The sequence below is a fragment of the Pseudomonas sp. FYR_2 genome, from assembly GCF_043106425.1.
Lineage (GTDB): Bacteria > Pseudomonadota > Gammaproteobacteria > Pseudomonadales > Pseudomonadaceae > Aquipseudomonas > Aquipseudomonas monteilii.
The window spans coordinates 82,213-101,571 of sequence record NZ_JBICMM010000035.1; the positions used below are offsets into that span (position 1 = coordinate 82,213).

A 19,359-nucleotide genomic window follows, 5' to 3' on the forward strand; every position below is an offset into this window, starting at 1 on the left:
GGAGCTTTGCCATGCTGCATCGACGCAACCGCCAGCGCGGTTTCACCCTCATGGAAATCATGGTGGTGATCTTCATCATCGGCCTGCTCATCGCCGTGGTCGCGCCCAGCGTGCTGGGCAACCAGGACAAGGCCATGAAACAGAAAGTGATGGCCGACCTGGCCACCTTGGAGCAGGCGCTGGACATGTACCGGCTGGACAACCTGCGCTTCCCCAGCAGCGAGCAGGGTCTGGCCGCCCTGGTGAAAAAGCCGAGCCAGGAACCACTGCCACGGGCCTGGCGAAGTGACGGTTATGTGCGCCGCCTGCCAGAAGACCCGTGGGGCACTCCGTACCAGTACCGCATGCCCGGTGAGCATGGTCGGGTGGATGTTTACTCGCTGGGTGCGGACGGCCTGCCGGGCGGTGAAGGCCAGGATGCCGACCTGGGTAACTGGGAACTGTAAAGGTGCGCCGTCAGCGGGGCTTCAGCCTGATCGAATTGCTGGTGGTGCTGGCCATCGCCGGCCTGATGACGGGCCTGGCGGTGGCGGGGCTTGGCAGCGGTCAAGCCAATGTCGACCAGGCGTTGCAGCGCCTGGCGGCCGAAACCCGAGCGCAGGCCGCGTTGGCCCGACATACCGGGCAACTGCGCGGGCTGCGCTGGAATGGCCCGCGTCCGGAGTTTGTGCGGCGCGAGGGCAATGCCTGGGTCGTCGAAGCCGTTGCGGTGGGCGACTGGCCCAAAGGCCTGCACCCGGACTGGCCCGTCAGCCCGCAGCCGCGCCTGGTGTTCACGCCGCATGGCTGGGCACAGCCGGGCAGCGTGATCTGGCGCTGGGCCGATGGCAGCCAGCAATGGGCCTGGGGCCGCGATGGTCGCTTGCAGGTGGCGCCATGAAGCAACGTCAGCGTGGCTTCACCTTGCTGGAGGTGACCGTAGCCTTGGCGATCGCTGCTGTGCTGGCGGTGATCACCAGCCAGGTCCTGCGTCAGCGCCTGGCCGTGCAGGACAACCTGCAGCAGCATCGCCTTGGCCTGCTGTGCGCGCGTGAGCTGCAAACCCGCTTCGCTGTCGAGCAGTTCTGGCCTGCCGCCAATCACGCTAACGGCGAGCTGAACCAGGGCGGCCAGCCGTGCCATTGGCAATTGCAACTGCGCCGCACCGGCGTGCGCGACTTGCGCCGGGGCGAGCTGCAACTGTTCGCCGACCGTGACCAGCGCCTGCCGCTGGGCCAGTACACCGTGTTTCTGGAGCGCCCATGAAGCGCCGCCAGGCTGGCTTGACCCTGATCGAGCTGATGGTCGCCCTGGCCCTGACAGCCTTGCTCGGCATCATGCTCGCCGCTTTGGTCAACGGCTGGCTCAAGGTCCGCGAACGCCTTCAGGTCACCAGCCAACAAACCTCGGTGCTGGACTTTTGCCTGGCCTTGGAGCGTCGCTTCGACAGCCCGGTGCTGCGCCGGGTCTATGACCAGCGCCTGCCCTTGACCAGCCGCTGGCTGGACTGGCAACCGGCAAGCCACCAATTGCAATGGGTCGCCGCCACCGGCCTGCCAGAGGCCGAGGGCGGATCGCGCCTGCAGCGCCAACGCTTGCGCTTTGAGGCCCGCGATCAACGCCTGCTGCTGGAAAGCTCGGCCGACCTGTACGCGGCCGCCGCCCCGCGCTGGATACAACGCGAACACCTCGACCGGGTCAGCGTGATGAATGTCCTTTATTACCAGGGCGGCCGCTGGCTGACCTGGCCTTCCGACCAGCCCGCGCATCCCGGCCGTGGTGTGCGCCTGCAATTGCAGCGTGATGGAGCTCCCTATGTCTGCACGTTCGCCCTCCCGTGGGGGCGCTCATGAAATTTGAATGGCGGCGACGAACGCCGGCTCAGCCGTGGTTGTTGCTGCGCCCCGGCGTTGTCTGGCACTGGGCACTGACCGAGAGCGGCGTCGTGCAGCGCCAAGGGCAGGGTGAGCCACCGGCGAACCTGCAAGCCCGGGTTGCACTGATTCTGCCTGCCGAGGCGTGCAGCGGCTTCCGCGTACCGGCTCCACCGGGGCTCAAGCGTGAAGAGTGGTCGTTGCTGCTTGAGGACTGCTTGCTGCAACCGCCGGACGAAGTGGACTGTGCCTGCCTGGCCCGAGAATCCGGGCACCTTCGTCTGCTGGTGGTGGCACGCCAGAAACTGGAGGGCTGGCGCGGGCAGTGTGCCGCATGGGGCCTGCAAGTGGAGCGTTGCTGGGCAGAGCCGCAGTTGCTACCTGCGGTAGAAGCAGGCACTGCTTGGCACTGGCAGCGCCCACCCGGCATGTCCTTGTACACAGGGTTGGGCGAAGACGAACAGGAGCACTGGCTGGCGTGGCCGGATGCACTGGGAGAAATGCCGCAGCAACCGTGGGCACACCTGAAAAAGGTGCCACTGAGTGGCGACTGGCCAACCGCGCTGGCGCCCCTCGATTCGCTGCCTGGCTTGTTCGAGCGTGGCCGCAAGGCACCTTCATTGCCTGTTGTTTCGCATCCGCAGCAACGGCTGTTGGCGGCTTGCCTGGTACTGGCGGCTGTATGGGGCGGCCTGTGGTTGAGCCAGCAATGGCGCCAGGCGCAACTCTGGCGCGCCCAGGTCATTGCCGTGACAGGTGAACAGGCCAGCCCACGGCATGCCGCTCAGGCCCTCAAGCGCCTGCGTGAAAGTGGGTTGCAACAGCAAGTGCGCACACGCCAGCTCGAAGACCTGCAGGCTACGTTGCAGGCGTGGCTGCGGGATCACCCCGGCTGGCGCCTGCAAGCCGTGCGCTTCGATGGCCAGCGCTGGCGCGTGCGGTTGGCGGGCGAGGGGGCCGTGCCACCTTGGCAAGACATGGCCAACGCTGCTGGCGCAACCGTGCAGGTGCTAAGTGGCGAAGTGATCTTCGACTTGGGAGCAGCCGTATGAACCGCGACTGGATGCAGCGTTATCGGTTGACGTTCGCCTGGTTGCTGATTGCCGTGTTGCTGGCCTTCCTGGCCCTGCGCGGTGGCTTGGCGCAATGGCGCGAACTCAGCCAGTGGCAGGGGCTGGCTGAACAAGCCGCCAGTTTGCAGGGTGGCCCTGGCTTGAGCATGGAGCGTCTGAAGCAGTCGGCCGAGGCGCGGCGGGTGGCGCTGGCCGAGGTCGATGAGCAAGGCAAAACCTGGCACCTGCGCGGGCAGGTGGCCGATGAGCGGGCGTTGCAAGACTGGTTGCAGGCCCTGCGCACCGAAGGCGCACAGCCGCTGCAATGGGGGCTGGAGCAGGATGGCAAGGTGTTACGCTTCGATCTGGTGGTGCAGCCATGAGCCGTAAAGCTGCGGCGTGGGTGCTGCTCGTGTTCGCCCTGACACTGCTGGTGGAGCTACCTGCCAGCTGGGTGGCACGCGGGCTCGGCCTGCCAATGCAGGATGCCCGTGGCAGCCTGTGGCAAGGTCACGCACAACAGTTGGGGCCCGTCGGGCCATTGCGTTGGTCGGTGAAGCCTTGGCACATGCAGGCCACTGCGCAGCTGGGGTTCCAAGGGCAAGCCTGGCAGCTGCGTACCGAAGGCTGGCCTTGGCGTTGGCGGCTGGAGGTAGCAGCCATGGGGCCCCAGGCTACGGTGGCGGCTGATTACCGCCTGGCTGGGCAGTGGCAGGGCGCAGTGCACCTGAACGGGGTAGGGCGCCAGTGCCTGTCCAGCGAGGGCCGCGTAACCGTGAGTGATCTGGCACTGAGCGAACCCTGGTCGCTGGGCCTGGGGCAGGGCTGGCTGGAAATGGACTGCCGCAGTGGCTGGCGCCTGCGTGGTCAACTGGCGCAGCAGGGGCAACATCAGTTGGCCGTGGATGCTGACCTGCCAAGGCGTCGGGTGCAGCTGGTATTCGAGTTGCAACCGGAGGCTGCGTTGACGCCCTTGTTGCGGGGGGCGCAGTGGTTGGGGCCGCAGGCGTTGGCAGGGCAGCGGGAGTTACGCTGGTAAACCTGTCGAAGCGGGTACTTGCTTGCAGGGCTAAGGCCGAATCTCGATCAACGTCCCATCCCGCACCAGGTCCCACACTTCCTGCATGTCACGGTTACGCATGGCAATGCAGCCATCGGTCCAGTCCAGGGTATGGAAGTACCATTCCGGGTATTCGTCGTTGATAGGCGTGCCGTGGATCATGATCATGCTGCCGGCACTCACCCCTTCGCGGGTGGCACGGGCGGCGTCGCTGATGTTCGGGTAATTGATGTGCATGGCCAGGTTGAAGCGGTCGCTTTGCTTGCGCCAGTCCAGCCAGTACAGGCCTTCGGGGGTTTTCTTGTCGCCTTCGCGCTCTTTGGCGCCCTTGGGCTGCTTGCCCAGGGAAATGCGGTAGGTTTTCAGCGGCTCGCCACGGCTGATCAGCTGCAGGCGGCGTTCGGACTTGATCACCAGCACCTTGTCGATCAGCGGTTGCATGGCCTGCTGCGAAGGCGAAGGCGTTTGCGCTGCCGGTAAGGGCTTGCGGATGATGGTCTCGGTGAAGGCCGCCTGGGACACCGAGGTAACGCAGAGGCAGAAAAGGGCAAGCAACCAACGCATGTAACGGTATCCCTGAAGGCTTTTTCTATGTAGAGGTCGTGGTCGAGACGTTCATCGGCGGCAGGTACTCATGGCCAATGGGATAGTGCTGCCCGATGCGGTCGCGATAGTAGCATTCTAGTGTGCGCGTGACGGTGCGGAAAGCCAGCTCGCCCCACGGTATCTCATGTTCTTCGAACAAGCGCACTTCCAGGCTTTCGACACCCACATCAAAGGCAAGGTCCGCCAGCTCGGCGCGGAAGAACACATGCACCTGGTTGATGTGCGGCAAATCAAACAGTTGGTACAGGCTCATCGACCCGACCCGGGCGCAGGCTTCCTCGACCGTTTCGCGACGGGCGGCCTGGTCTAGGGTTTCGCCGTTCTCCATGAAGCCGGCGGGCAACGTCCAGTAACTCCGACGTGGCTCGATGGCGCGCCGGCACAGCAGCACCTGGCTGCCCCAGGTGGGCAACACCCCAGCAACGATGTTGGGGTTCTGGTAGTGGATGGTCTGGCAAGACTCGCAGATATACCGCAGGCGGCTGTCGCCTTCGGGGATCCGCTGTATGACTGGCTGGCCGCACGCGCTGCAGAATTTCATGTGTAGGTCCTTTTGCCTGGGGCTATCTTGGCGTGTCGGCAAGGCCGCCGCAAGCGCAGGGGCTTGGGTGCTTCGCGGCTTTGGTGCATCATGCAAGGCAGGCCTTGGATACGAGTGTGCGCAATGCTGGACGAGCTACTTCGCCGAATGAGCAACCACCAACCCGCATCATTGGAAACCGACCGGCGGTTCCCTGAAGCGGCGGTTCTTTTGCCCATTACCCGCAGCGAAGCGCCCGAACTGGTCCTTACCTTGCGCGCCAAGGGCCTGTCCACACATGGTGGCGAAGTGGCCTTTCCTGGTGGCCGTCGCGACCCGGAAGACCCCGACCTGGTGTTCACCGCGCTCCGTGAAGCCGAAGAAGAAATCGGTCTGCCGCCGGGGCTGGTGGAAGTGATCGGCCCGCTCAGCCCGCTGATTTCGCTGCATGGCCTTAAAGTGACGCCATTCGTCGGGGTTATTCCCGACTTCGTCGAATACCGCGCCAACGACGCCGAAATCGCGGCAGTATTCACCGTGCCGCTGGAATTCTTCCGCCAGGACCCACGCGACCATACCCACCGTATCGATTACCAGGGGCGCAGCTGGTATGTGCCCAGCTACCGCTATGGCGACTACAAGATCTGGGGGTTGTCGGCGATCATGATCGTGGAACTGGTCAACGTGTTGTTCGATGCCGGCATCAGCCTGCACCAGCCCCCTGAGCGTTACATCGAAAACTGAGCGGGGCCAACCCCGCCGTCTGCGTTCCAGCCTGAGGAGCAAGCATGAAATACCGCCTGGGCGACCTGCGGGTCGAGAGCCACCCCACCAGTTGGGCCGCACCCAACGCCACACTGATTGGCAGCGTGCGCCTGCAGGCCGATGCCAGCGTATGGTTTGGCGCGGTACTGCGCGGGGATAACGAGCTGATCGACATTGGCGAGGGCAGCAACGTGCAGGATGGCACGGTGATGCACACCGACATGGGCTCGCCGCTGACCTTGGGCAAGGGTGTGACCGTTGGCCACAACGCCATGCTGCATGGCTGCACGGTGGGCGACTACAGCCTGGTCGGTATCAATGCGGTGATCCTCAACGGCGCGCGCATCGGCAAACACTGCATCATCGGCGCAAATGCACTGATCGCCGAGGGCAAGGAAATACCCGATGGGTCGCTGGTGATGGGCTCTCCGGGCAAGGTGGTACGTGAGTTGACCGAGCAGCAGAAGCGCATGCTCGAAGCCAGCGCCGCGCACTATGTGCATAATGCCCGGCGTTATGCGCAGGAACTGGTGGTTGATGATGAGTGATGTTGCAGAGCGGCCGGTAGCCTCGCCGTGCGTGAGCATTTGTGCGCTGGACGAGCAGGATATCTGCACCGGGTGCCAGCGTACCGTGGCTGAGATTGGCCGCTGGGGGCGGATGGACAATGAAGAGCGGCGGGCGGTGCTCAAGCTTTGCCATGAAAGGGCAGTAGAGGCCGGGCTGATTCTCTGATGCACCGCGTTGGTAGCACCGGCCTTGCCGGTGTTCGCGGGTTTACCCACGATGAAGCCAGCGGTAATCTGTAGGGCTTGCCCACAGACGACTCGCCATGTTCTATCTGATTGCCTACATCAGCAGCGTAGTGCTGATCAACTACGCCTTCTCTAGCGCCCCGCACCTGGACATCATCTGGTCCGCCTGGGGCGGTCTGGTGTTCATCCTGCGCGACATGGTGCAGACCCGCTTCGGCCACGGCGCCCTGGTGGCCATGCTGGTGGCCCTGGTGCTGTCCTACGTCACCTCGGAGCCGGCCATCGCCTTGGCCAGCGCCACCGCGTTCTTCATTTCCGAGCTGATCGACTGGCTGGTGTTCAGCATCACCCGCCGGCCGCTGCGCGACCGCCTGTGGCTGAGCTCGGCACTGAGCATTCCGGTGGATACCTTCATCTTCTTCGGCATGATCGGCGCCCTGACGCCTGCGATAGTCGGTACCGCCATGGCCTCGAAGTTTGCCGGTGTCACCGCCGTGTGGCTGGCCATGGCATTTCGCGCCCGGCGCGCCGCCGTTGCGGGCTGATGGTGTAGAATAGTGGTCCTTTTTCAGCGGGCGGCGCACAGGCTGGCGCGGCCCCGGACGCCTTCGAGGACCTGAAATGACCCGTATCGGAACCCCTTTGTCGCCAACCGCGACCCGTGTACTGCTGTGCGGCTGTGGCGAGTTGGGCAAGGAAGTGGTGATCGAGCTGCAGCGCCTGGGCGTCGAAGTGATCGCCGTCGACCGCTACGCCGATGCCCCGGCCATGCAGGTGGCGCACCGCAGCCATGTGGTCAACATGCTCGATGGTGTTGCCCTGCGCGCTGTGATCGAGGCAGAGAAGCCGCACTATATCGTCCCTGAAATCGAAGCCATCGCCACCGCCACCCTGGTCGAGCTGGAAAGCGAAGGTTTCAACGTGGTGCCTACTGCCCGTGCTACGCAGTTGACCATGAACCGTGAAGGCATCCGCCGCCTGGCCGCTGAAGAGCTGGACCTGCCGACGTCGCCGTACCACTTTGCCGACACCTATGAAGACTTCGCCAAGGGCGTGGCCGATGTCGGCTACCCGTGCGTGGTCAAGCCAGTAATGAGCTCGTCGGGCAAGGGCCAGAGCCTGCTGCGCAGCGATGCCGACTTGCAGAAAGCGTGGGACTACGCCCAGGAAGGCGGCCGCGCTGGCAAGGGCCGGGTGATCGTCGAGGGCTTCATCGACTTCGAATACGAAATCACCCTGCTGACGGTACGCCACGTTGGTGGTACCACCTTCCTGGAGCCGGTTGGCCACCGCCAGGAGAAGGGCGACTATCAGGAGTCGTGGCAGCCACAGGCCATGAGCCCGAAAGCGCTGGCCGAGTCGCAGCGCGTGGCCAAGGCAGTCACCGATGCCCTGGGCGGTCGCGGGCTGTTTGGCGTGGAACTGTTCGTGAAGGGCGACCAGGTGTGGTTCAGCGAAGTGTCGCCGCGCCCGCATGACACCGGGCTGGTCACCCTGATTTCCCAGGACCTGTCGCAGTTCGCCCTGCATGCCCGTGCCATTCTCGGCCTGCCGATTCCGGTGGTGCGCCAGTTTGGCCCGTCGGCCTCGGCGGTCATCCTGCCGGAAGGGCAGTCGCAGCAGACCAGCTTCGCCAACCTGGGCGCAGCGCTGAGCGAGCCGGATACCGCCATTCGCCTGTTCGGCAAGCCGGAAATCAACGGTACCCGCCGCATGGGCGTGTGCCTGGCGCGTGATGAATCGGTTGAATTGGCGCGCGCCAAGGCGACCCGTGCATCGCAAGCGGTCAAGGTCGAGTTCTGATCTGAGACCGTGTGGGGCTGCAAAGCAGCCCCAGCTTTCTCAAAGTTCGGTGTTACGGGTCTCTTTCAGGCACAGCACAGCAATCAGGCTGATCACCGCCGCCGCCGACACATACCCTCCCACCCAGCTCAACCCACCCATGTTCACCAGCTTCTGGGCAAAGAACGGTGCCGCCGAAGCCCCGACGATCCCGCCCAGGTTATACGCCGCCGAAGCGCCGGTATAACGCACGTGGGTCGGGAACAGTTCAGGCAGCAGTGCCCCCATCGGCGCAAAGGTCACGCCCATCAGGAACAGCTCGATGGCCAGGAACAGCGCCACACCGGTGGTCGAGCCCGAGGTCAGCAGCGGTTCCATGGTAAAGCCCGAAGCCACCGCCAGCAGGCCACCGACGATCAGCACCGGCTTGCGCCCGTAACGGTCGCTGAGCCAGGCCGACAGCGGTGTGGCCAAGGCCATGAACACCACCGCGAAGCACAGCAGGCCAAGGAACGTGTCGCGGCTGTAGCCCAGTGTGGTCACGCCATAGCTCAGCGAGAACACTGTAGAGATGTAAAACAGCGCGTAGCACACCACCATGGCCGCAGCGCCCAGCAGGGTTGGCACCCAGTACTTGGAAAACAGGTCGACCACCGGCATTTTCACCCGCTCGTGGCGGGCAACGGCCTTGGCGAATACCGGGCTTTCTTCAAGCTTCAGGCGTACATAGAGCCCCACCAGCACCAGCGCGGCGCTGAGCAGGAACGGAACACGCCAGCCCCACTCACGGAACTGCTCGTCGCTGAGCACCAGGGCCAGGGTCAGGAACAGGCCGTTGGCAGCCAAAAAGCCGATCGACGGCCCAAGTTGCGGGAACATGCCGAACCAGGCACGTTTGCCTGCCGGGGCGTTCTCGGTGGCCAGCAGCGCCGCGCCACCCCATTCACCGCCCAGGCCCAGGCCTTGGCCAAAGCGCAGCAGGCAGAGGATGATCGGCGCCCACACGCCAATGCTGTCATAGCCTGGCAGCACGCCAATGGCCGTGGTGGACACACCCATCAGCAGCAGCGAGGCGACCAAGGTTGATTTACGGCCGATGCGGTCGCCGAAATGCCCGAACAGCGCCGAGCCCAATGGGCGGGCAAGGAAGGCAATACCAAAGGTGAGGAACGCCGCCAGCATCTGCGCAGTGCCCGACCCCGACGGGAAGAACACCGGGCCGATCACCAGGGCAGCGGCGGTGGCGTAAACGTAAAAGTCGTAGAACTCGATGGCAGTGCCGATAAAGCTGGCAGTGGCCACCCGTGCCGGCGAGTTGACCGGCGCGGCAGGCGCTTCGGCATAGGTGCTGCTGGTTGTCATTAAGTAGGTCCCTAACAGTCTGGTCCGGCTCCATGGGCTTTGCCCGCGACGATGTGCAATGCAAAAGGGCAGGCATAGATGCGCGGACGCCGGAGCGTTTTGTTGTTGTGTGCGCCCGACTGACGATAGCCCAAGGGGGATAGGGGCGTGGCGGGCTCTGTTCGGGGTGTTGAAGCAGGACCGCAGGGCGTGTCAGTGGAGCGGACTGGCCGTGTAGCGCCGGGTGCGGGTAGCAGGCGGGACGGCGGGGCTGGGTAAGCGTGACCCGAGTATAGCTATCGGGTCACGGTCCACACCAGTACCTTGCTGGCACAATTGTCCTCTGTTTCGAGGATTTCCAGGCGATAGCGGCCGATCTTCAGGCAAACGGCGCTTTCCGGGATGCTCTCCAGCGCTTCGGTCACCAGCCCGTTGAGGGTTTTCGGCCCACCGTCGCAGGGCAGGTGCCAGCCCAGGGTTCGGTTGATTTCGCGTAGCGACGCAGTGCCATCGATGACGAACGTGCCATCGGGCTGCGGGTGTACATGGGGGTTGTCCAGGCTTTGCTCGTCCTCGAACTCGCCGACGATCTCTTCGAGGATGTCTTCCAGGGTGACAATGCCCAGCACCTCGCCGTACTCATCCACCACCACGCCCAGCCGGCGCTGTTGCTTGTGAAAGTTCAGCAGCTGCATTTGCAGCGGCGTGCTTTCCGGCACGAAATAGGGTTCGTAGCAGGCGCTGTGCAGCGCCTCAAGGGTCAGTTCGGCCTTGGGTAGCAGGTGGCTGATCAGTTTGGTGTTGAGGATCGCCTCAACCTGGTTGATGTCGTTGTGGTAGACCGGCAGGCGGGTGTGGCGGCTGACGATCAGCTGCTCGATGATGCGCTCGATCGGCTCGTCGAGGTTGATGCCGTCCACTTCATTGCGCGGCACCAGGATGTCATTGACGGTGATCTTGTCCAGCGATTGCAGGCCGTCGAGCAGCCCGTGGCGAGGTGTTTCGTGTTCTTCGTCTTCGTCGAATTCATCGGCTTCCTGCGGGTGCAGGGCCACAGCGGTTGGTTGCACGCGGAACGGGCGCAGCAGCAGTTTGGCGAAGCCGTCCAGCAGGCAGGCCAGCGGCTGCAGCAGGGCGAGGGGCACTTTCAGCAGGCTGGCACCCAGGCTGACGAACGCCTGTGGGTTGCGCCGGGCCAGGCGCCGTGGCAGGTACTCGGCAAAAACCAGCAAGGTGAAGGTAGCGGCCAAACCCGCCAGCCAGAAGCCGTGCTCGCCGCTATGACGCTGGCCCAGCAGGCAGGCCAGGCCTAGTACCAGCAGCTTGCCGAGGCTGGCGCACAGCACCAGGGCCTGGGCCGGCAGGGCGAGCGTGCCGTCTTCGTGGGTGCGCAGCGAGCCATTGAGCTGCAGGCGGGCGGCATCCACGGCAGTGAACAGTGCTGACCACAACAGGGCCAGTGCGAGGGTGCCGAATAGCGGTGCGTACGGCAGGGTGTCCATGGGCGGCCGTCAGATATGCAGGATGAATTCGCGAACCAGCTTGCTGCCGAAGTAGGCCAGCATCAGCAGGCAGAAACCGGCCAGCGTCCAGCGGATAGCCTTGTGGCCACGCCAGCCGAGGCGGGTGCGGCCCCACAGCAGTACGCTGAACACCACCCAGGCGACACAGGCCAGCAAGGTCTTGTGCACCAGGTGCTGGGCGAACAGGTTGTCGAGGAACAGCCAGCCAGAGATCAGCGACAGCGACAACAGGCACCAGCCGGCCCAGAGGAAGCCGAACAGCAGGCTTTCCATGGTTTGCAGGGGCGGGAAGTTGCGGATCAGCCCGGACGGGTGCTTGTTCTTCAGCTGGCGGTCCTGCAGCAGCAACAGCAGCGACTGGAACACTGCGATGGTGAACAGCCCGTAGGCCAGGATCGACAGCAGGATGTGCGCGAGGATGCCAGGTTCTTCGTTGATCAGCGGCACCGTGCCGGGTGGCGCGAACTGGGCCAGCAGCGCGGTTACCGCACCCAGCGGGAACAGCAGCACCAGCAGGTTTTCCACCGGGATGCGCAGGCAGGCCAGCAGGGTCAGGGCAATGACGGCTACGGCGATCAGGCTGGCGGCACTGAAGAAGTCCAGGCTCAGGCCCAGCGGGGTGATCAGCTGGAAGAACAGTGCACCGGCCTGGGCCAGCACCGCGAAGGCACCCAGCAGGCCAGGCAGACGCTTGTCGGCCTTGCGGCCCTGGGCAAGGTGCGTGCCCTGGTAGATGGCTGCGGCTATATAGAGGCCGGCGGCGATCAGGTTGGGGATGAGGCTGGGTGAGGAGACCATAAGTCCTGGTTGGCGAGCCTTAAAGAGACGGAGTTTGGCATAGATTCCGCTGCTCTAGGAAGACTGAAGGCTTGTGTCAGGGCATTCGCGGGCACGCCCGCTCCCACAGCTCCTGCACAGGCTCCGAAAGTGGTGAAGATCCTGTGGGAGCGGGCGAGCCCGCGAAGAGGCCTGTATTGCCACCGACCATCTCCCAAGGTGTGCGCCGCCGCCGCACTTCGCTATAATCGCCGCCTTGCTGTGCCCGGCGGGTGTGTATTTCCCCCAGGGCGCCTGACAAACCTCGGCTTTTACTGGGCCTGAAAGGATCACCATGTTCGAAAACCTGACCGACCGCCTGTCACAGACGCTGCGCCATGTCACCGGCAAGGCCAAGCTGACCGAAGACAACATCAAGGACACGCTGCGCGAAGTGCGCATGGCCCTGCTCGAGGCCGACGTTGCCCTGCCGGTGGTCAAGGATTTCGTCAACAGCGTCAAGGAGCGTGCGGTCGGCACCGAAGTGTCGCGCAGCCTCACCCCGGGCCAGGCGTTCGTGAAGATCGTCCAGGCCGAGCTGGAAAGCCTGATGGGCGCGGCCAACGAAGACCTCGCGCTGAACGCCGCCCCGCCAGCCGTCGTGCTCATGGCCGGCCTGCAGGGCGCCGGTAAGACCACCACCGCCGGCAAGCTGGCGCGCTTCCTTAAAGAGCGCAAGAAAAAGAGCGTGATGGTGGTGTCCGCCGACGTTTACCGCCCGGCGGCGATCAAGCAGCTGGAAACCCTGGCCAACGACATCGGCGTCACCTTCTTCCCGTCCGACATCAGCCAGAAGCCGGTGGCCATTGCCGAAGCGGCTATCCGCGAAGCCAAGCTGAAATTCATCGACGTGGTCATCGTCGACACCGCCGGCCGTCTGCACATCGACGCCGACATGATGGATGAGATCAAGGCGCTGCACGCTGCGGTCAAGCCGATCGAGACCCTGTTCGTGGTTGACGCCATGACCGGCCAGGACGCCGCCAACACCGCCAAGGCGTTTGGCGAGGCGCTGCCACTGACCGGCGTGGTGCTGACCAAGGTCGACGGTGATGCCCGTGGCGGTGCTGCGCTGTCGGTGCGCGCCATTACCGGCAAGCCGATCAAGTTCATCGGTATGGGCGAGAAGACCGAGGCCCTCGAGCCGTTCCACCCCGACCGCGTCGCTTCGCGCATCCTCGGCATGGGCGACGTGCTCAGCCTGATCGAGCAGGCCGAGCAGACCATCGACAAGGCCAAGGCCGACAAGCTGGCCAAGAAGCTGAAGAAAGGCAAAGGCTTCGACCTCGAAGACTTCCGTGACCAGTTGCAACAAATGAAGAACATGGGCGGCCTTGGCGGTCTGATGGACAAGCTGCCGAGCATCGGTGGGGTCAACCTGTCGCAGATGGGTAACGCACAAGGCGCCGCCGAGAAGCAGTTCAAGCAGATGGAAGCGATCATCAACTCCATGACCCCGGCCGAGCGCCGCGACCCTGACCTGATCAGCGGTTCGCGCAAGCGCCGTATCGCCCTGGGTTCCGGTACCCAGGTGCAGGACATCGGCCGGCTGATCAAACAGCACAAGCAGATGCAGAAGATGATGAAGAAATTCTCTGCCAAAGGCGGCATGGCCAAGATGATGCGCGGCCTGGGCGGTATGCTGCCTGGCGGCGGCATGCCGAAGCTGTAACACCTATTCCGGGCGCCTGCCGTTTATCGGGCAGGCGCCCAGAACCCCCGTCTCGGCGGGGCAACGGCCGCGAATTTCGCGGCGCAACCGGCAAATCTGGACGGTGGGGCAAAGCCTTGCCGAAAAAGTCATTTGCAAATGTCCGTGTATTCCCCGAGAATATGCGGCCTTTTGGGCACCCGTGTGCCTATTTGGCATTCAGATTTGCAGTACAAACTGCAACACCGACTATAGGAACGATGTTCACATGGTAACCATTCGTCTGGCCCGTGGCGGCTCGAAAAAGCGCCCATTCTACCACCTGACCGTGACCAACTCGCGTAACGCCCGTGACGGCCGTTTCGTTGAGCGCGTTGGCTTCTTCAACCCGATCGCATCGGGCGCCGAAGTCAAGCTGTCGGTCAACCAAGAGCGCGTCACCTACTGGCTGAGCCAGGGCGCACAGCCGTCTGAGCGCGTTGCTCAGCTGCTGAAGGACGCTGCCAAGGCCGCTGCCTGAACAGTATGAACGCGACGCCAGAAAAGGCTGATGACCTCATCGTCGTCGGCAAGATTTTTTCGGTTCACGGCGTTCGCGGCGAGGTGAAGGTGTATTCCTTTACCGATCCGATTGAAAACCTGTTGGATTATCCGCGCTGGACGCTTCGGCACGAAGGCAAGGTAAAGCAGGTCGAGCTGGTCAACGGTCGTGGCTCCCAAAAGGGCCTGGTCGTGAAGCTTAAAGGCCTCGACGATCGCGATGAAGCCCGTCTTCTGAGCGGTTATGAAATCTGCATTTCGCGGAGCCTTTTGCCCAACCTGGCGGCCGACGAGTACTACTGGTACCAGTTGGAAGGCCTGAAGGTCATCAACCAGGACGAACAGCTGTTCGGCAAGGTCGATCACCTGTTGGAGACCGGTGCGAACGATGTAATGGTGGTCAAGCCCTGCGCAGGCAGCCTGGATGATCGCGAGCGTCTGTTGCCCTATACGGCGCAATGCGTGCTCAACATCGACCTGGAAGCAGGCGTGATGCGGGTTGAATGGGACGCGGACTTCTAAACGATGGGTAACCTTCGCGTAGACGTCATCACGTTGTTCCCCGAGATGTTCTCGGCCATCACGGAGTACGGCATTACCAGCCGCGCGGTGAAACAGGGGTTGCTTCAGGTGACTTGCTGGAACCCGCGGGACTACACCACAGATCGTCACCATACGGTAGATGATCGGCCGTTTGGCGGTGGTCCGGGCATGGTGATGAAAATCAAGCCTCTGGAAGACGCCCTGGTTAGCGCCAGGCAAGCGACTGGAGCATCGGCAAAGGTGATCTACCTTTCGCCACAAGGCCGCAAGCTGACTCAGCAGGCGGTCAAAGGCCTGGCCGAACAGGAATCGTTGATCCTGATCGCCGGTCGTTATGAAGGCATCGACGAGCGCTTTATCGAGGCTCATGTCGATGAGGAGTGGTCGATTGGGGACTATGTGCTTTCCGGTGGCGAGCTGCCGGCCATGGTACTGATCGATGCGGTTACACGGCTGCTGCCCGGAGCTTTAGGGCATGTGGACTCGGCGGAAGAAGATTCCTTCACCGACGGTCTGCTGGATTGCCCGCACTACACCCGACCTGAGGTGTATGCGGATCAGCGTGTTCCCGACGTGTTGCTAAGTGGCAACCATGCACATATCCGGCGTTGGAGGATGAAGCAGTCCCTTGGTAGGACCTTCGAACGACGCGCCGATCTTCTGGAAAGTCGCTCGCTTTCTGGAGAAGAGAAGAAGCTGCTCGAGGAATACCTCCGCGAGCGGGACGATAGTTAAACGTATCGATGGTGGATCGCGTATCCATCTTAGGAGCACAGCATGACCAACAAGATCATCCAGCAGCTCGAAGCCGAGCAGATGAGCAAGGAAATCCCGACCTTCGCACCAGGCGACACCGTTGTCGTTCAGGTTAAAGTGAAGGAAGGTGAGCGTTCCCGTCTGCAGGCGTTCGAAGGCGTTGTTATCGCCAAGCGTAACCGCGGTCTGAACAGCGCCTTCACCGTGCGCAAGATCTCCAGCGGCGTTGGCGTAGAGCGTACCTTCCAGACCTACAGCCCGCAAATCGACAGCCTGGCCGTGAAACGTCGTGGTGACGTGCGTAAAGCCAAGCTGTACTACCTGCGCGACCTGTCCGGCAAAGCCGCTCGCATCAAGGAAAAACTGTCCTGAGTGCAGTTTGCCCGGTGGCCGAGGCCGCCTAGCGAGAAAAAAGCAGCCTTCGGGCTGCTTTTTTGCGTTTTGAACCGTTCAAAGATGTGAATGCCATGACTACCCGAGACCAGGAAATCCAGCGCCGTACCGAGCTGTCGGTGACTCGCGTGACCAAGGCGGTGTTCCCCAACACCACCAACCACCACAACACCCTGTTCGGCGGCACCGCCCTGGCCTGGATGGACGAAGTGTCGTTCATCGCCGCCACGCGCTTTTGCCGCCTGCCGCTGGTGACCGTGTCCACCGATCGCATCGACTTCAAGCACCCGATTCCGGCGGGCTCGATCGTCGAACTGGTGGGCACGGTGATCAAAGTGGGTAATACCAGCTTGCAGGTGCAGGTGGACGTGTTTGTCGAGAACATGTACCTGGACGGCCGCGAACGGGCCATTCACGGTGTGTTCAGCTTTGTCGCCATTGACGAGGACAAGCGCCCGGTGCCGGTGCTCCCGGGCGCTTGAGTGTCAGGGCTTCGGGGCTGGCTCGATCAACGCCACCAGGGTCCAGCCCGGTTGTGGCTGTAGCGGGTCGTCGGGGCTGGCGACATGCACCCAGCCCTGCCCGTCGCGCGCGAACAGCAAGTGTGCACGCTCGCCATGCAGAGCCTGGTAGGCATCCCAGTCAAAGCCTTCGGTCAGGTTGGTACTGTACAGTTCGGCGCCCTGATGCAGGCGGGTGGCCAGTTGCAGATAGGTCATCGGGCTGGCCCCCAGGAGATGCCCCCGATGCTCTTCGGCAGCTCGGTGCTTGTCGCTGCGTTGCTTCTCCAGGCCGCTGGCCAGCACGAACAGCCGGCCGTTACCGAAGTCATGGCGGAACCTTGCGCAGGCCAGGGCGTTGATTTCGCCAGCGGGAGACAGCCCCAGCAAGTGCCCGAGGCCGACCAGATCCAGGTGCGCGTCGGCATGTTGCGAGGCGGGGTTGCCAAAGTAGGTCGGTAGCCCGTCCATGCGCGCGGCGCGAATGTTTTCCCAGCTGGAGTCTGTCAGCAAAACCCGACAACCCAATTGCTGCAGGGCTTTGGCGATGGCCCGGGCCGGCTCGCTGGCACCGACCACCAGAAAACCACTGGGCGCCGGTTCGGCGACCTTGAGCAGGCGTGCCAGCGGCCTGGCCGTGGCGCTTTGCAGTACCACCGTGCCGATGATCACGGCGAAGGTCAGCGGCACCAGCAGCAAGGCGTCCGGGTGCCCGGCCTGATGAAGGCGGATGGCGAAAATCGCTGAAACGGCGGCGGCAACGATGCCGCGTGGGGCAATCCAGGCCAGCAGCGCCCGTTCCCGCCAACTGAGCGGCGAGCCCAGTGTGGCCAGCCACACGTTCAGCGGGCGTGCCAGCAGCTGGATCACCAGCAACAACGCCAGTACCGCCGGGCCGAGGCCCAGCAGGGCATGCAGGTCAAGGCGCGCAGCCAGCAGGATGAACAGGCCGGAAATCAGCAGTACGCTGAGGTTCTCCTTGAAGTGCAGGATCTGCCGCACATCCACCCCGCGCATGTTGGCCAGCCACATGCCCATCACGGTCACTGCCAGTAACCCGGACTCGTGCACGATCTGGTTGGCGGCGATGAAAATACCCAGCACCGCCGCCAGGGATGCGAGGTTGTGCAGGTATTCCGGCAGCCATTGCTCGCGCATGATTTGCCCCAGCAGCCAACCCCCGGCTGCACCCAGGGCGGTACCGCAGAAAATGACCCCCGCAAAGGTAGTGAGGCTCTGGAACAGGCCATTGCCGTCTGCACTGGCGATGATGAAGCTGTACACCACCACGGCCAGCAGCGCACCGATGGGGTCGATCATGATCCCTTCCCAGCGCAGGATGTTGGCGATGGTCGACTTTGGCCGCACCACGCGCAGCATCGGCACGATCACAGTGGGGCCAGTCACAAGGGTCAAGGTGCCGAACAGAATCGCCAGCGGCCAGTCGAACCCCAGCAGCCAGTGGGTCGCCAGGGCGATGACCAGCCAGGTGACCAGCGCGCCCACGGTGACCAGGCGATGCACCACGCTGCCGATTTCACGCCACTGCGACAGGTGCAGGGTGAGGCTGCCTTCGAACAGGATCAGCGCCACTGCCAGCGACACCAGCGGCATCAGCAGTCGGCCGAACAACGCCTCGGGGTCGAGCCAGCCCAGTGCCGGGCCGGCAATGATCCCGGTCAGCAGCAGAAACAGAATCGCCGGTAGCTTCAGGCGCCAGGCCAGCCACTGGCAGGCCAGTGCAGCGGCGCCGATGCCGCCGACGCTAAGTAGTATCTGCTCTTCGCTCATGTGGGCTCCCTATGCTTGCGCTGTTATGAAAGACTAAGCATCAATCCGCCGTTTGCCACCGAGTTTTCATGTCCGCCCTCGACCATCCCCTGATCGACCAGTTTCTTGACGCCCTGTGGCTCGAAAAAGGCCTGTCCGACAATACCCGCGTGTCCTACCGCAGCGACCTGGCCCTGTTCAACGGCTGGCTGCAGGCGCACTCGGTTTCCTTGCCTGATGCCGGCCGTGACCTGATCCTCGACCACCTGGCCTGGCGCCTCGACCAGGGCTACAAACCACGCTCCACGGCACGCTTCCTTTCCGGCCTGCGCGGCTTCTTCCGCTACCTGCTGCGGGAAAAACTGGTGGCCATCGACCCGACCCTGCAGGTCGAGATGCCGCAGCTGGGCAAGCCGCTGCCCAAGTCGCTCTCCGAAGCCGACGTCGAGGCTTTGCTGCAAGCTCCGGACCTGGGCGAAGCCATTGGCCAGCGCGACCGCGCCATGCTTGAAGTGCTGTATGCCTGCGGCCTGCGCGTGACCGAACTGGTCAGCCTGACCCTCGATCAGGTCAATCTGCGCCAGGGTGTACTGCGTGTGATGGGCAAGGGCAGCAAGGAACGCCTGGTGCCGATGGGGGAAGAAGCGGTCGTGTGGCTGGAGCGCTATCAACGTGACGGTCGCGCCGAACTGCTCAATGGCCGCCCCAGCGACGTGCTGTTCCCCAGCCTGCGTGGCGAGCAGATGACCCGGCAGACCTTCTGGCACCGCATCAAGCATCACGCCCGTGTTGCCGGCATCGACAAGCCGCTGTCGCCGCATACCCTGCGTCACGCCTTCGCCACCCACCTGCTCAACCATGGCGCCGACTTGCGCGTGGTGCAGATGCTGCTTGGCCATAGCGACCTGTCCACCACGCAGATCTACACCCACGTCGCCAAGGCCCGTCTGCAGCAGTTGCACGCCCAGCACCACCCGCGTGGATGAATGTTTTTCATGTTCCGCCGACTGGTCCTTGCAAGGCCCTTCACCGACGGTGTGATGTGGTAGGCTTGGGCGGTTTGCACCAAGGGCCGCACGGCCACCGCGTTTTTTCCGCAGGTGGCGCCCTCCGGTCCCTGTCCGCCTTCAGGA

General features: G+C 63.5%; 25 protein-coding genes. 19 read left to right on the forward strand and 6 right to left on the reverse strand.

Annotated features, from left to right (window positions below):
* The first annotated feature begins 11 nt into the window (after positions 1-11).
* The 7 genes from gspG to ACF8R4_RS14640 are packed head-to-tail and all read left to right on the forward strand — an operon-like array spanning position 12 to position 3,944.
* The gene (gene gspG / locus ACF8R4_RS14610) at positions 12-446 is read left to right on the forward strand and encodes a type II secretion system major pseudopilin GspG (protein WP_016713017.1); all 435 of its coding nucleotides are present in this window, start codon (positions 12-14) and stop codon (positions 444-446) included.
* Positions 447-448: 2 nt separating this feature from the next.
* Positions 449-880, forward strand: coding sequence for a type II secretion system minor pseudopilin GspH (gspH, locus tag ACF8R4_RS14615; protein ID WP_025753753.1), 432 nt, complete (start codon positions 449-451; stop codon positions 878-880).
* Positions 877-1,245: a type II secretion system protein GspI gene (locus ACF8R4_RS14620; RefSeq protein WP_392492780.1), complete on the forward strand. Its 369-nt coding sequence runs from the start codon at positions 877-879 to the stop codon at positions 1,243-1,245. Before gspH ends, ACF8R4_RS14620 begins: the two co-directional genes overlap by 4 nt.
* Complete coding sequence (locus ACF8R4_RS14625) at positions 1,242-1,832, forward strand: type II secretion system protein (RefSeq protein ID WP_392492781.1); 591 nt, start codon at positions 1,242-1,244, stop codon at positions 1,830-1,832. The genes ACF8R4_RS14620 and ACF8R4_RS14625 overlap by 4 nt, the downstream gene beginning before the upstream one ends.
* Positions 1,829-2,905, forward strand: coding sequence for a GspL/Epsl periplasmic domain-containing protein (locus ACF8R4_RS14630; protein WP_223623114.1), 1,077 nt, complete (start codon positions 1,829-1,831; stop codon positions 2,903-2,905). The genes ACF8R4_RS14625 and ACF8R4_RS14630 overlap by 4 nt, the downstream gene beginning before the upstream one ends.
* Positions 2,902-3,288, forward strand: a complete 387-nt coding sequence (gene gspM / locus ACF8R4_RS14635; RefSeq protein ID WP_060497406.1) for a type II secretion system protein GspM — start codon at positions 2,902-2,904, stop codon at positions 3,286-3,288. Before ACF8R4_RS14630 ends, gspM begins: the two co-directional genes overlap by 4 nt.
* Positions 3,285-3,944 (forward strand): hypothetical protein, encoded by a 660-nt coding sequence (locus ACF8R4_RS14640; protein ID WP_392492783.1) that lies wholly within the window; start codon positions 3,285-3,287, stop codon positions 3,942-3,944. Before gspM ends, ACF8R4_RS14640 begins: the two co-directional genes overlap by 4 nt.
* A gap of 30 nt (positions 3,945-3,974) precedes the next feature.
* On the opposite strand, the gene ACF8R4_RS14645 is transcribed toward ACF8R4_RS14640, so the two are convergent.
* Entirely contained in the window at positions 3,975-4,529 is a 555-nt protein-coding gene (locus ACF8R4_RS14645) for a murein L,D-transpeptidase family protein (RefSeq protein ID WP_104834068.1), read from the reverse strand.
* Positions 4,530-4,554: 25 nt separating this feature from the next.
* The gene (locus ACF8R4_RS14650) at positions 4,555-5,112 is read right to left on the reverse strand and encodes an NUDIX hydrolase (protein ID WP_104834069.1); all 558 of its coding nucleotides are present in this window, start codon (positions 5,110-5,112) and stop codon (positions 4,555-4,557) included.
* A 123-nt stretch (positions 5,113-5,235) separates the two neighbouring features.
* Between ACF8R4_RS14650 and ACF8R4_RS14655 the strand changes: the two genes are divergently transcribed.
* From ACF8R4_RS14655 to purT, 5 genes are all read left to right on the forward strand, one after another.
* Complete coding sequence (locus ACF8R4_RS14655) at positions 5,236-5,835, forward strand: CoA pyrophosphatase (protein WP_060497402.1); 600 nt, start codon at positions 5,236-5,238, stop codon at positions 5,833-5,835.
* A 44-nt stretch (positions 5,836-5,879) separates the two neighbouring features.
* Complete coding sequence (locus tag ACF8R4_RS14660) at positions 5,880-6,404, forward strand: gamma carbonic anhydrase family protein (RefSeq protein ID WP_060497401.1); 525 nt, start codon at positions 5,880-5,882, stop codon at positions 6,402-6,404.
* A complete protein-coding gene (locus ACF8R4_RS14665; RefSeq protein ID WP_060497400.1) occupies positions 6,394-6,591 on the forward strand; it encodes a DUF1289 domain-containing protein in 198 nt (65 codons plus the stop codon). Before ACF8R4_RS14660 ends, ACF8R4_RS14665 begins: the two co-directional genes overlap by 11 nt.
* Positions 6,592-6,688: 97 nt before the next feature.
* Positions 6,689-7,156 carry a VUT family protein gene (locus tag ACF8R4_RS14670; RefSeq protein WP_060497399.1) on the forward strand — a complete coding sequence of 156 codons (468 nt, stop codon included), beginning with the start codon at positions 6,689-6,691 and terminating at the stop codon, positions 7,154-7,156.
* Between the two features lie 76 nt (positions 7,157-7,232).
* Positions 7,233-8,414: a formate-dependent phosphoribosylglycinamide formyltransferase gene (purT, locus tag ACF8R4_RS14675; protein ID WP_104834070.1), complete on the forward strand. Its 1,182-nt coding sequence runs from the start codon at positions 7,233-7,235 to the stop codon at positions 8,412-8,414.
* 39 nt (positions 8,415-8,453) lie between these two features.
* Here purT and ACF8R4_RS14680 read toward each other — a convergent pair whose 3' ends face one another.
* The 3 genes from ACF8R4_RS14680 to ACF8R4_RS14690 all read right to left on the reverse strand — a co-directional run bounded on the left by ACF8R4_RS14680 (position 8,454) and on the right by ACF8R4_RS14690 (position 12,055).
* Positions 8,454-9,755 carry an MFS transporter gene (locus ACF8R4_RS14680; protein ID WP_392492788.1) on the reverse strand — a complete coding sequence of 434 codons (1,302 nt, stop codon included), beginning with the start codon at positions 9,753-9,755 and terminating at the stop codon, positions 8,454-8,456.
* A gap of 275 nt (positions 9,756-10,030) precedes the next feature.
* Positions 10,031-11,236: a transporter associated domain-containing protein gene (locus ACF8R4_RS14685; protein WP_392492790.1), complete on the reverse strand. Its 1,206-nt coding sequence runs from the start codon at positions 11,234-11,236 to the stop codon at positions 10,031-10,033.
* Positions 11,237-11,245: 9 nt separating this feature from the next.
* Entirely contained in the window at positions 11,246-12,055 is an 810-nt protein-coding gene (locus ACF8R4_RS14690) for an inner membrane protein YpjD (protein ID WP_060497395.1), read from the reverse strand.
* 313 nt (positions 12,056-12,368) lie between these two features.
* Between ACF8R4_RS14690 and ffh the strand changes: the two genes are divergently transcribed.
* The 6 genes from ffh (at position 12,369) to ACF8R4_RS14720 (ending at position 16,438) form a co-directional block, all read left to right on the forward strand.
* A complete protein-coding gene (ffh, locus tag ACF8R4_RS14695) occupies positions 12,369-13,745 on the forward strand; it encodes a signal recognition particle protein (protein ID WP_012270758.1) in 1,377 nt (458 codons plus the stop codon).
* Positions 13,746-13,992: 247 nt separating this feature from the next.
* Entirely contained in the window at positions 13,993-14,244 is a 252-nt protein-coding gene (gene rpsP / locus ACF8R4_RS14700) for a 30S ribosomal protein S16 (protein WP_008094480.1), read from the forward strand.
* 5 nt (positions 14,245-14,249) lie between these two features.
* Positions 14,250-14,786 (forward strand): ribosome maturation factor RimM, encoded by a 537-nt coding sequence (gene rimM / locus ACF8R4_RS14705; protein ID WP_060497393.1) that lies wholly within the window; start codon positions 14,250-14,252, stop codon positions 14,784-14,786.
* A 3-nt stretch (positions 14,787-14,789) separates the two neighbouring features.
* Positions 14,790-15,542: a tRNA (guanosine(37)-N1)-methyltransferase TrmD gene (trmD, locus tag ACF8R4_RS14710; RefSeq protein ID WP_008094486.1), complete on the forward strand. Its 753-nt coding sequence runs from the start codon at positions 14,790-14,792 to the stop codon at positions 15,540-15,542.
* 42 nt (positions 15,543-15,584) lie between these two features.
* Positions 15,585-15,935 (forward strand): 50S ribosomal protein L19, encoded by a 351-nt coding sequence (gene rplS, locus ACF8R4_RS14715; protein WP_003252148.1) that lies wholly within the window; start codon positions 15,585-15,587, stop codon positions 15,933-15,935.
* A gap of 95 nt (positions 15,936-16,030) precedes the next feature.
* On the forward strand, positions 16,031-16,438 hold the full coding sequence (locus tag ACF8R4_RS14720) for an acyl-CoA thioesterase (protein WP_010952562.1): 408 nt from the start codon (positions 16,031-16,033) through the stop codon (positions 16,436-16,438).
* Between the two features lie 3 nt (positions 16,439-16,441).
* Here the strand turns inward: ACF8R4_RS14720 and ACF8R4_RS14725 are convergent, their stop codons facing one another.
* Entirely contained in the window at positions 16,442-18,247 is a 1,806-nt protein-coding gene (locus ACF8R4_RS14725; RefSeq protein WP_392492793.1) for a cation:proton antiporter, read from the reverse strand.
* 68 nt (positions 18,248-18,315) lie between these two features.
* Between ACF8R4_RS14725 and xerD the strand changes: the two genes are divergently transcribed.
* On the forward strand, positions 18,316-19,212 hold the full coding sequence (gene xerD, locus ACF8R4_RS14730) for a site-specific tyrosine recombinase XerD (protein WP_060497391.1): 897 nt from the start codon (positions 18,316-18,318) through the stop codon (positions 19,210-19,212).
* Positions 19,213-19,359: the final 147 nt, after the last annotated feature.

Excerpts from the sequence above, each read along its gene's own strand:
- ACF8R4_RS14620 (WP_392492780.1), top strand. The coding sequence starts at position 877 with ATGAAGCAACGTCAGCGTGGCTTCACCTTGCTGGAGGTGACCGTAGCC.
- ACF8R4_RS14630 (WP_223623114.1), top strand. The coding sequence starts at position 1,829 with ATGAAATTTGAATGGCGGCGACGAACGCCGGCTCAGCCGTGGTTGTTG.
- ACF8R4_RS14640 (WP_392492783.1), top strand. The coding sequence starts at position 3,285 with ATGAGCCGTAAAGCTGCGGCGTGGGTGCTGCTCGTGTTCGCCCTGACA.
- trmD (WP_008094486.1), top strand. The coding sequence starts at position 14,790 with ATGGGTAACCTTCGCGTAGACGTCATCACGTTGTTCCCCGAGATGTTC.
- ACF8R4_RS14670 (WP_060497399.1), top strand. The coding sequence starts at position 6,689 with ATGTTCTATCTGATTGCCTACATCAGCAGCGTAGTGCTGATCAACTAC.
- ACF8R4_RS14725 (WP_392492793.1), bottom strand. The coding sequence starts at position 18,247 with ATGAGCGAAGAGCAGATACTACTTAGCGTCGGCGGCATCGGCGCCGCT.
- ACF8R4_RS14650 (WP_104834069.1), bottom strand. The coding sequence starts at position 5,112 with ATGAAATTCTGCAGCGCGTGCGGCCAGCCAGTCATACAGCGGATCCCC.
- ACF8R4_RS14690 (WP_060497395.1), bottom strand. The coding sequence starts at position 12,055 with ATGGTCTCCTCACCCAGCCTCATCCCCAACCTGATCGCCGCCGGCCTC.
- ACF8R4_RS14625 (WP_392492781.1), top strand. The coding sequence starts at position 1,242 with ATGAAGCGCCGCCAGGCTGGCTTGACCCTGATCGAGCTGATGGTCGCC.
- ACF8R4_RS14655 (WP_060497402.1), top strand. The coding sequence starts at position 5,236 with ATGCTGGACGAGCTACTTCGCCGAATGAGCAACCACCAACCCGCATCA.
- ACF8R4_RS14680 (WP_392492788.1), bottom strand. The coding sequence starts at position 9,755 with ATGACAACCAGCAGCACCTATGCCGAAGCGCCTGCCGCGCCGGTCAAC.
- rimM (WP_060497393.1), top strand. The coding sequence starts at position 14,250 with ATGAACGCGACGCCAGAAAAGGCTGATGACCTCATCGTCGTCGGCAAG.
- ACF8R4_RS14720 (WP_010952562.1), top strand. The coding sequence starts at position 16,031 with ATGACTACCCGAGACCAGGAAATCCAGCGCCGTACCGAGCTGTCGGTG.
- ACF8R4_RS14665 (WP_060497400.1), top strand. The coding sequence starts at position 6,394 with ATGATGAGTGATGTTGCAGAGCGGCCGGTAGCCTCGCCGTGCGTGAGC.
- ACF8R4_RS14645 (WP_104834068.1), bottom strand. The coding sequence starts at position 4,529 with ATGCGTTGGTTGCTTGCCCTTTTCTGCCTCTGCGTTACCTCGGTGTCC.
- gspG (WP_016713017.1), top strand. The coding sequence starts at position 12 with ATGCTGCATCGACGCAACCGCCAGCGCGGTTTCACCCTCATGGAAATC.
- ACF8R4_RS14660 (WP_060497401.1), top strand. The coding sequence starts at position 5,880 with ATGAAATACCGCCTGGGCGACCTGCGGGTCGAGAGCCACCCCACCAGT.
- rpsP (WP_008094480.1), top strand. The coding sequence starts at position 13,993 with ATGGTAACCATTCGTCTGGCCCGTGGCGGCTCGAAAAAGCGCCCATTC.
- ACF8R4_RS14685 (WP_392492790.1), bottom strand. The coding sequence starts at position 11,236 with ATGGACACCCTGCCGTACGCACCGCTATTCGGCACCCTCGCACTGGCC.
- purT (WP_104834070.1), top strand. The coding sequence starts at position 7,233 with ATGACCCGTATCGGAACCCCTTTGTCGCCAACCGCGACCCGTGTACTG.
- ffh (WP_012270758.1), top strand. The coding sequence starts at position 12,369 with ATGTTCGAAAACCTGACCGACCGCCTGTCACAGACGCTGCGCCATGTC.
- gspM (WP_060497406.1), top strand. The coding sequence starts at position 2,902 with ATGAACCGCGACTGGATGCAGCGTTATCGGTTGACGTTCGCCTGGTTG.
- rplS (WP_003252148.1), top strand. The coding sequence starts at position 15,585 with ATGACCAACAAGATCATCCAGCAGCTCGAAGCCGAGCAGATGAGCAAG.
- xerD (WP_060497391.1), top strand. The coding sequence starts at position 18,316 with ATGTCCGCCCTCGACCATCCCCTGATCGACCAGTTTCTTGACGCCCTG.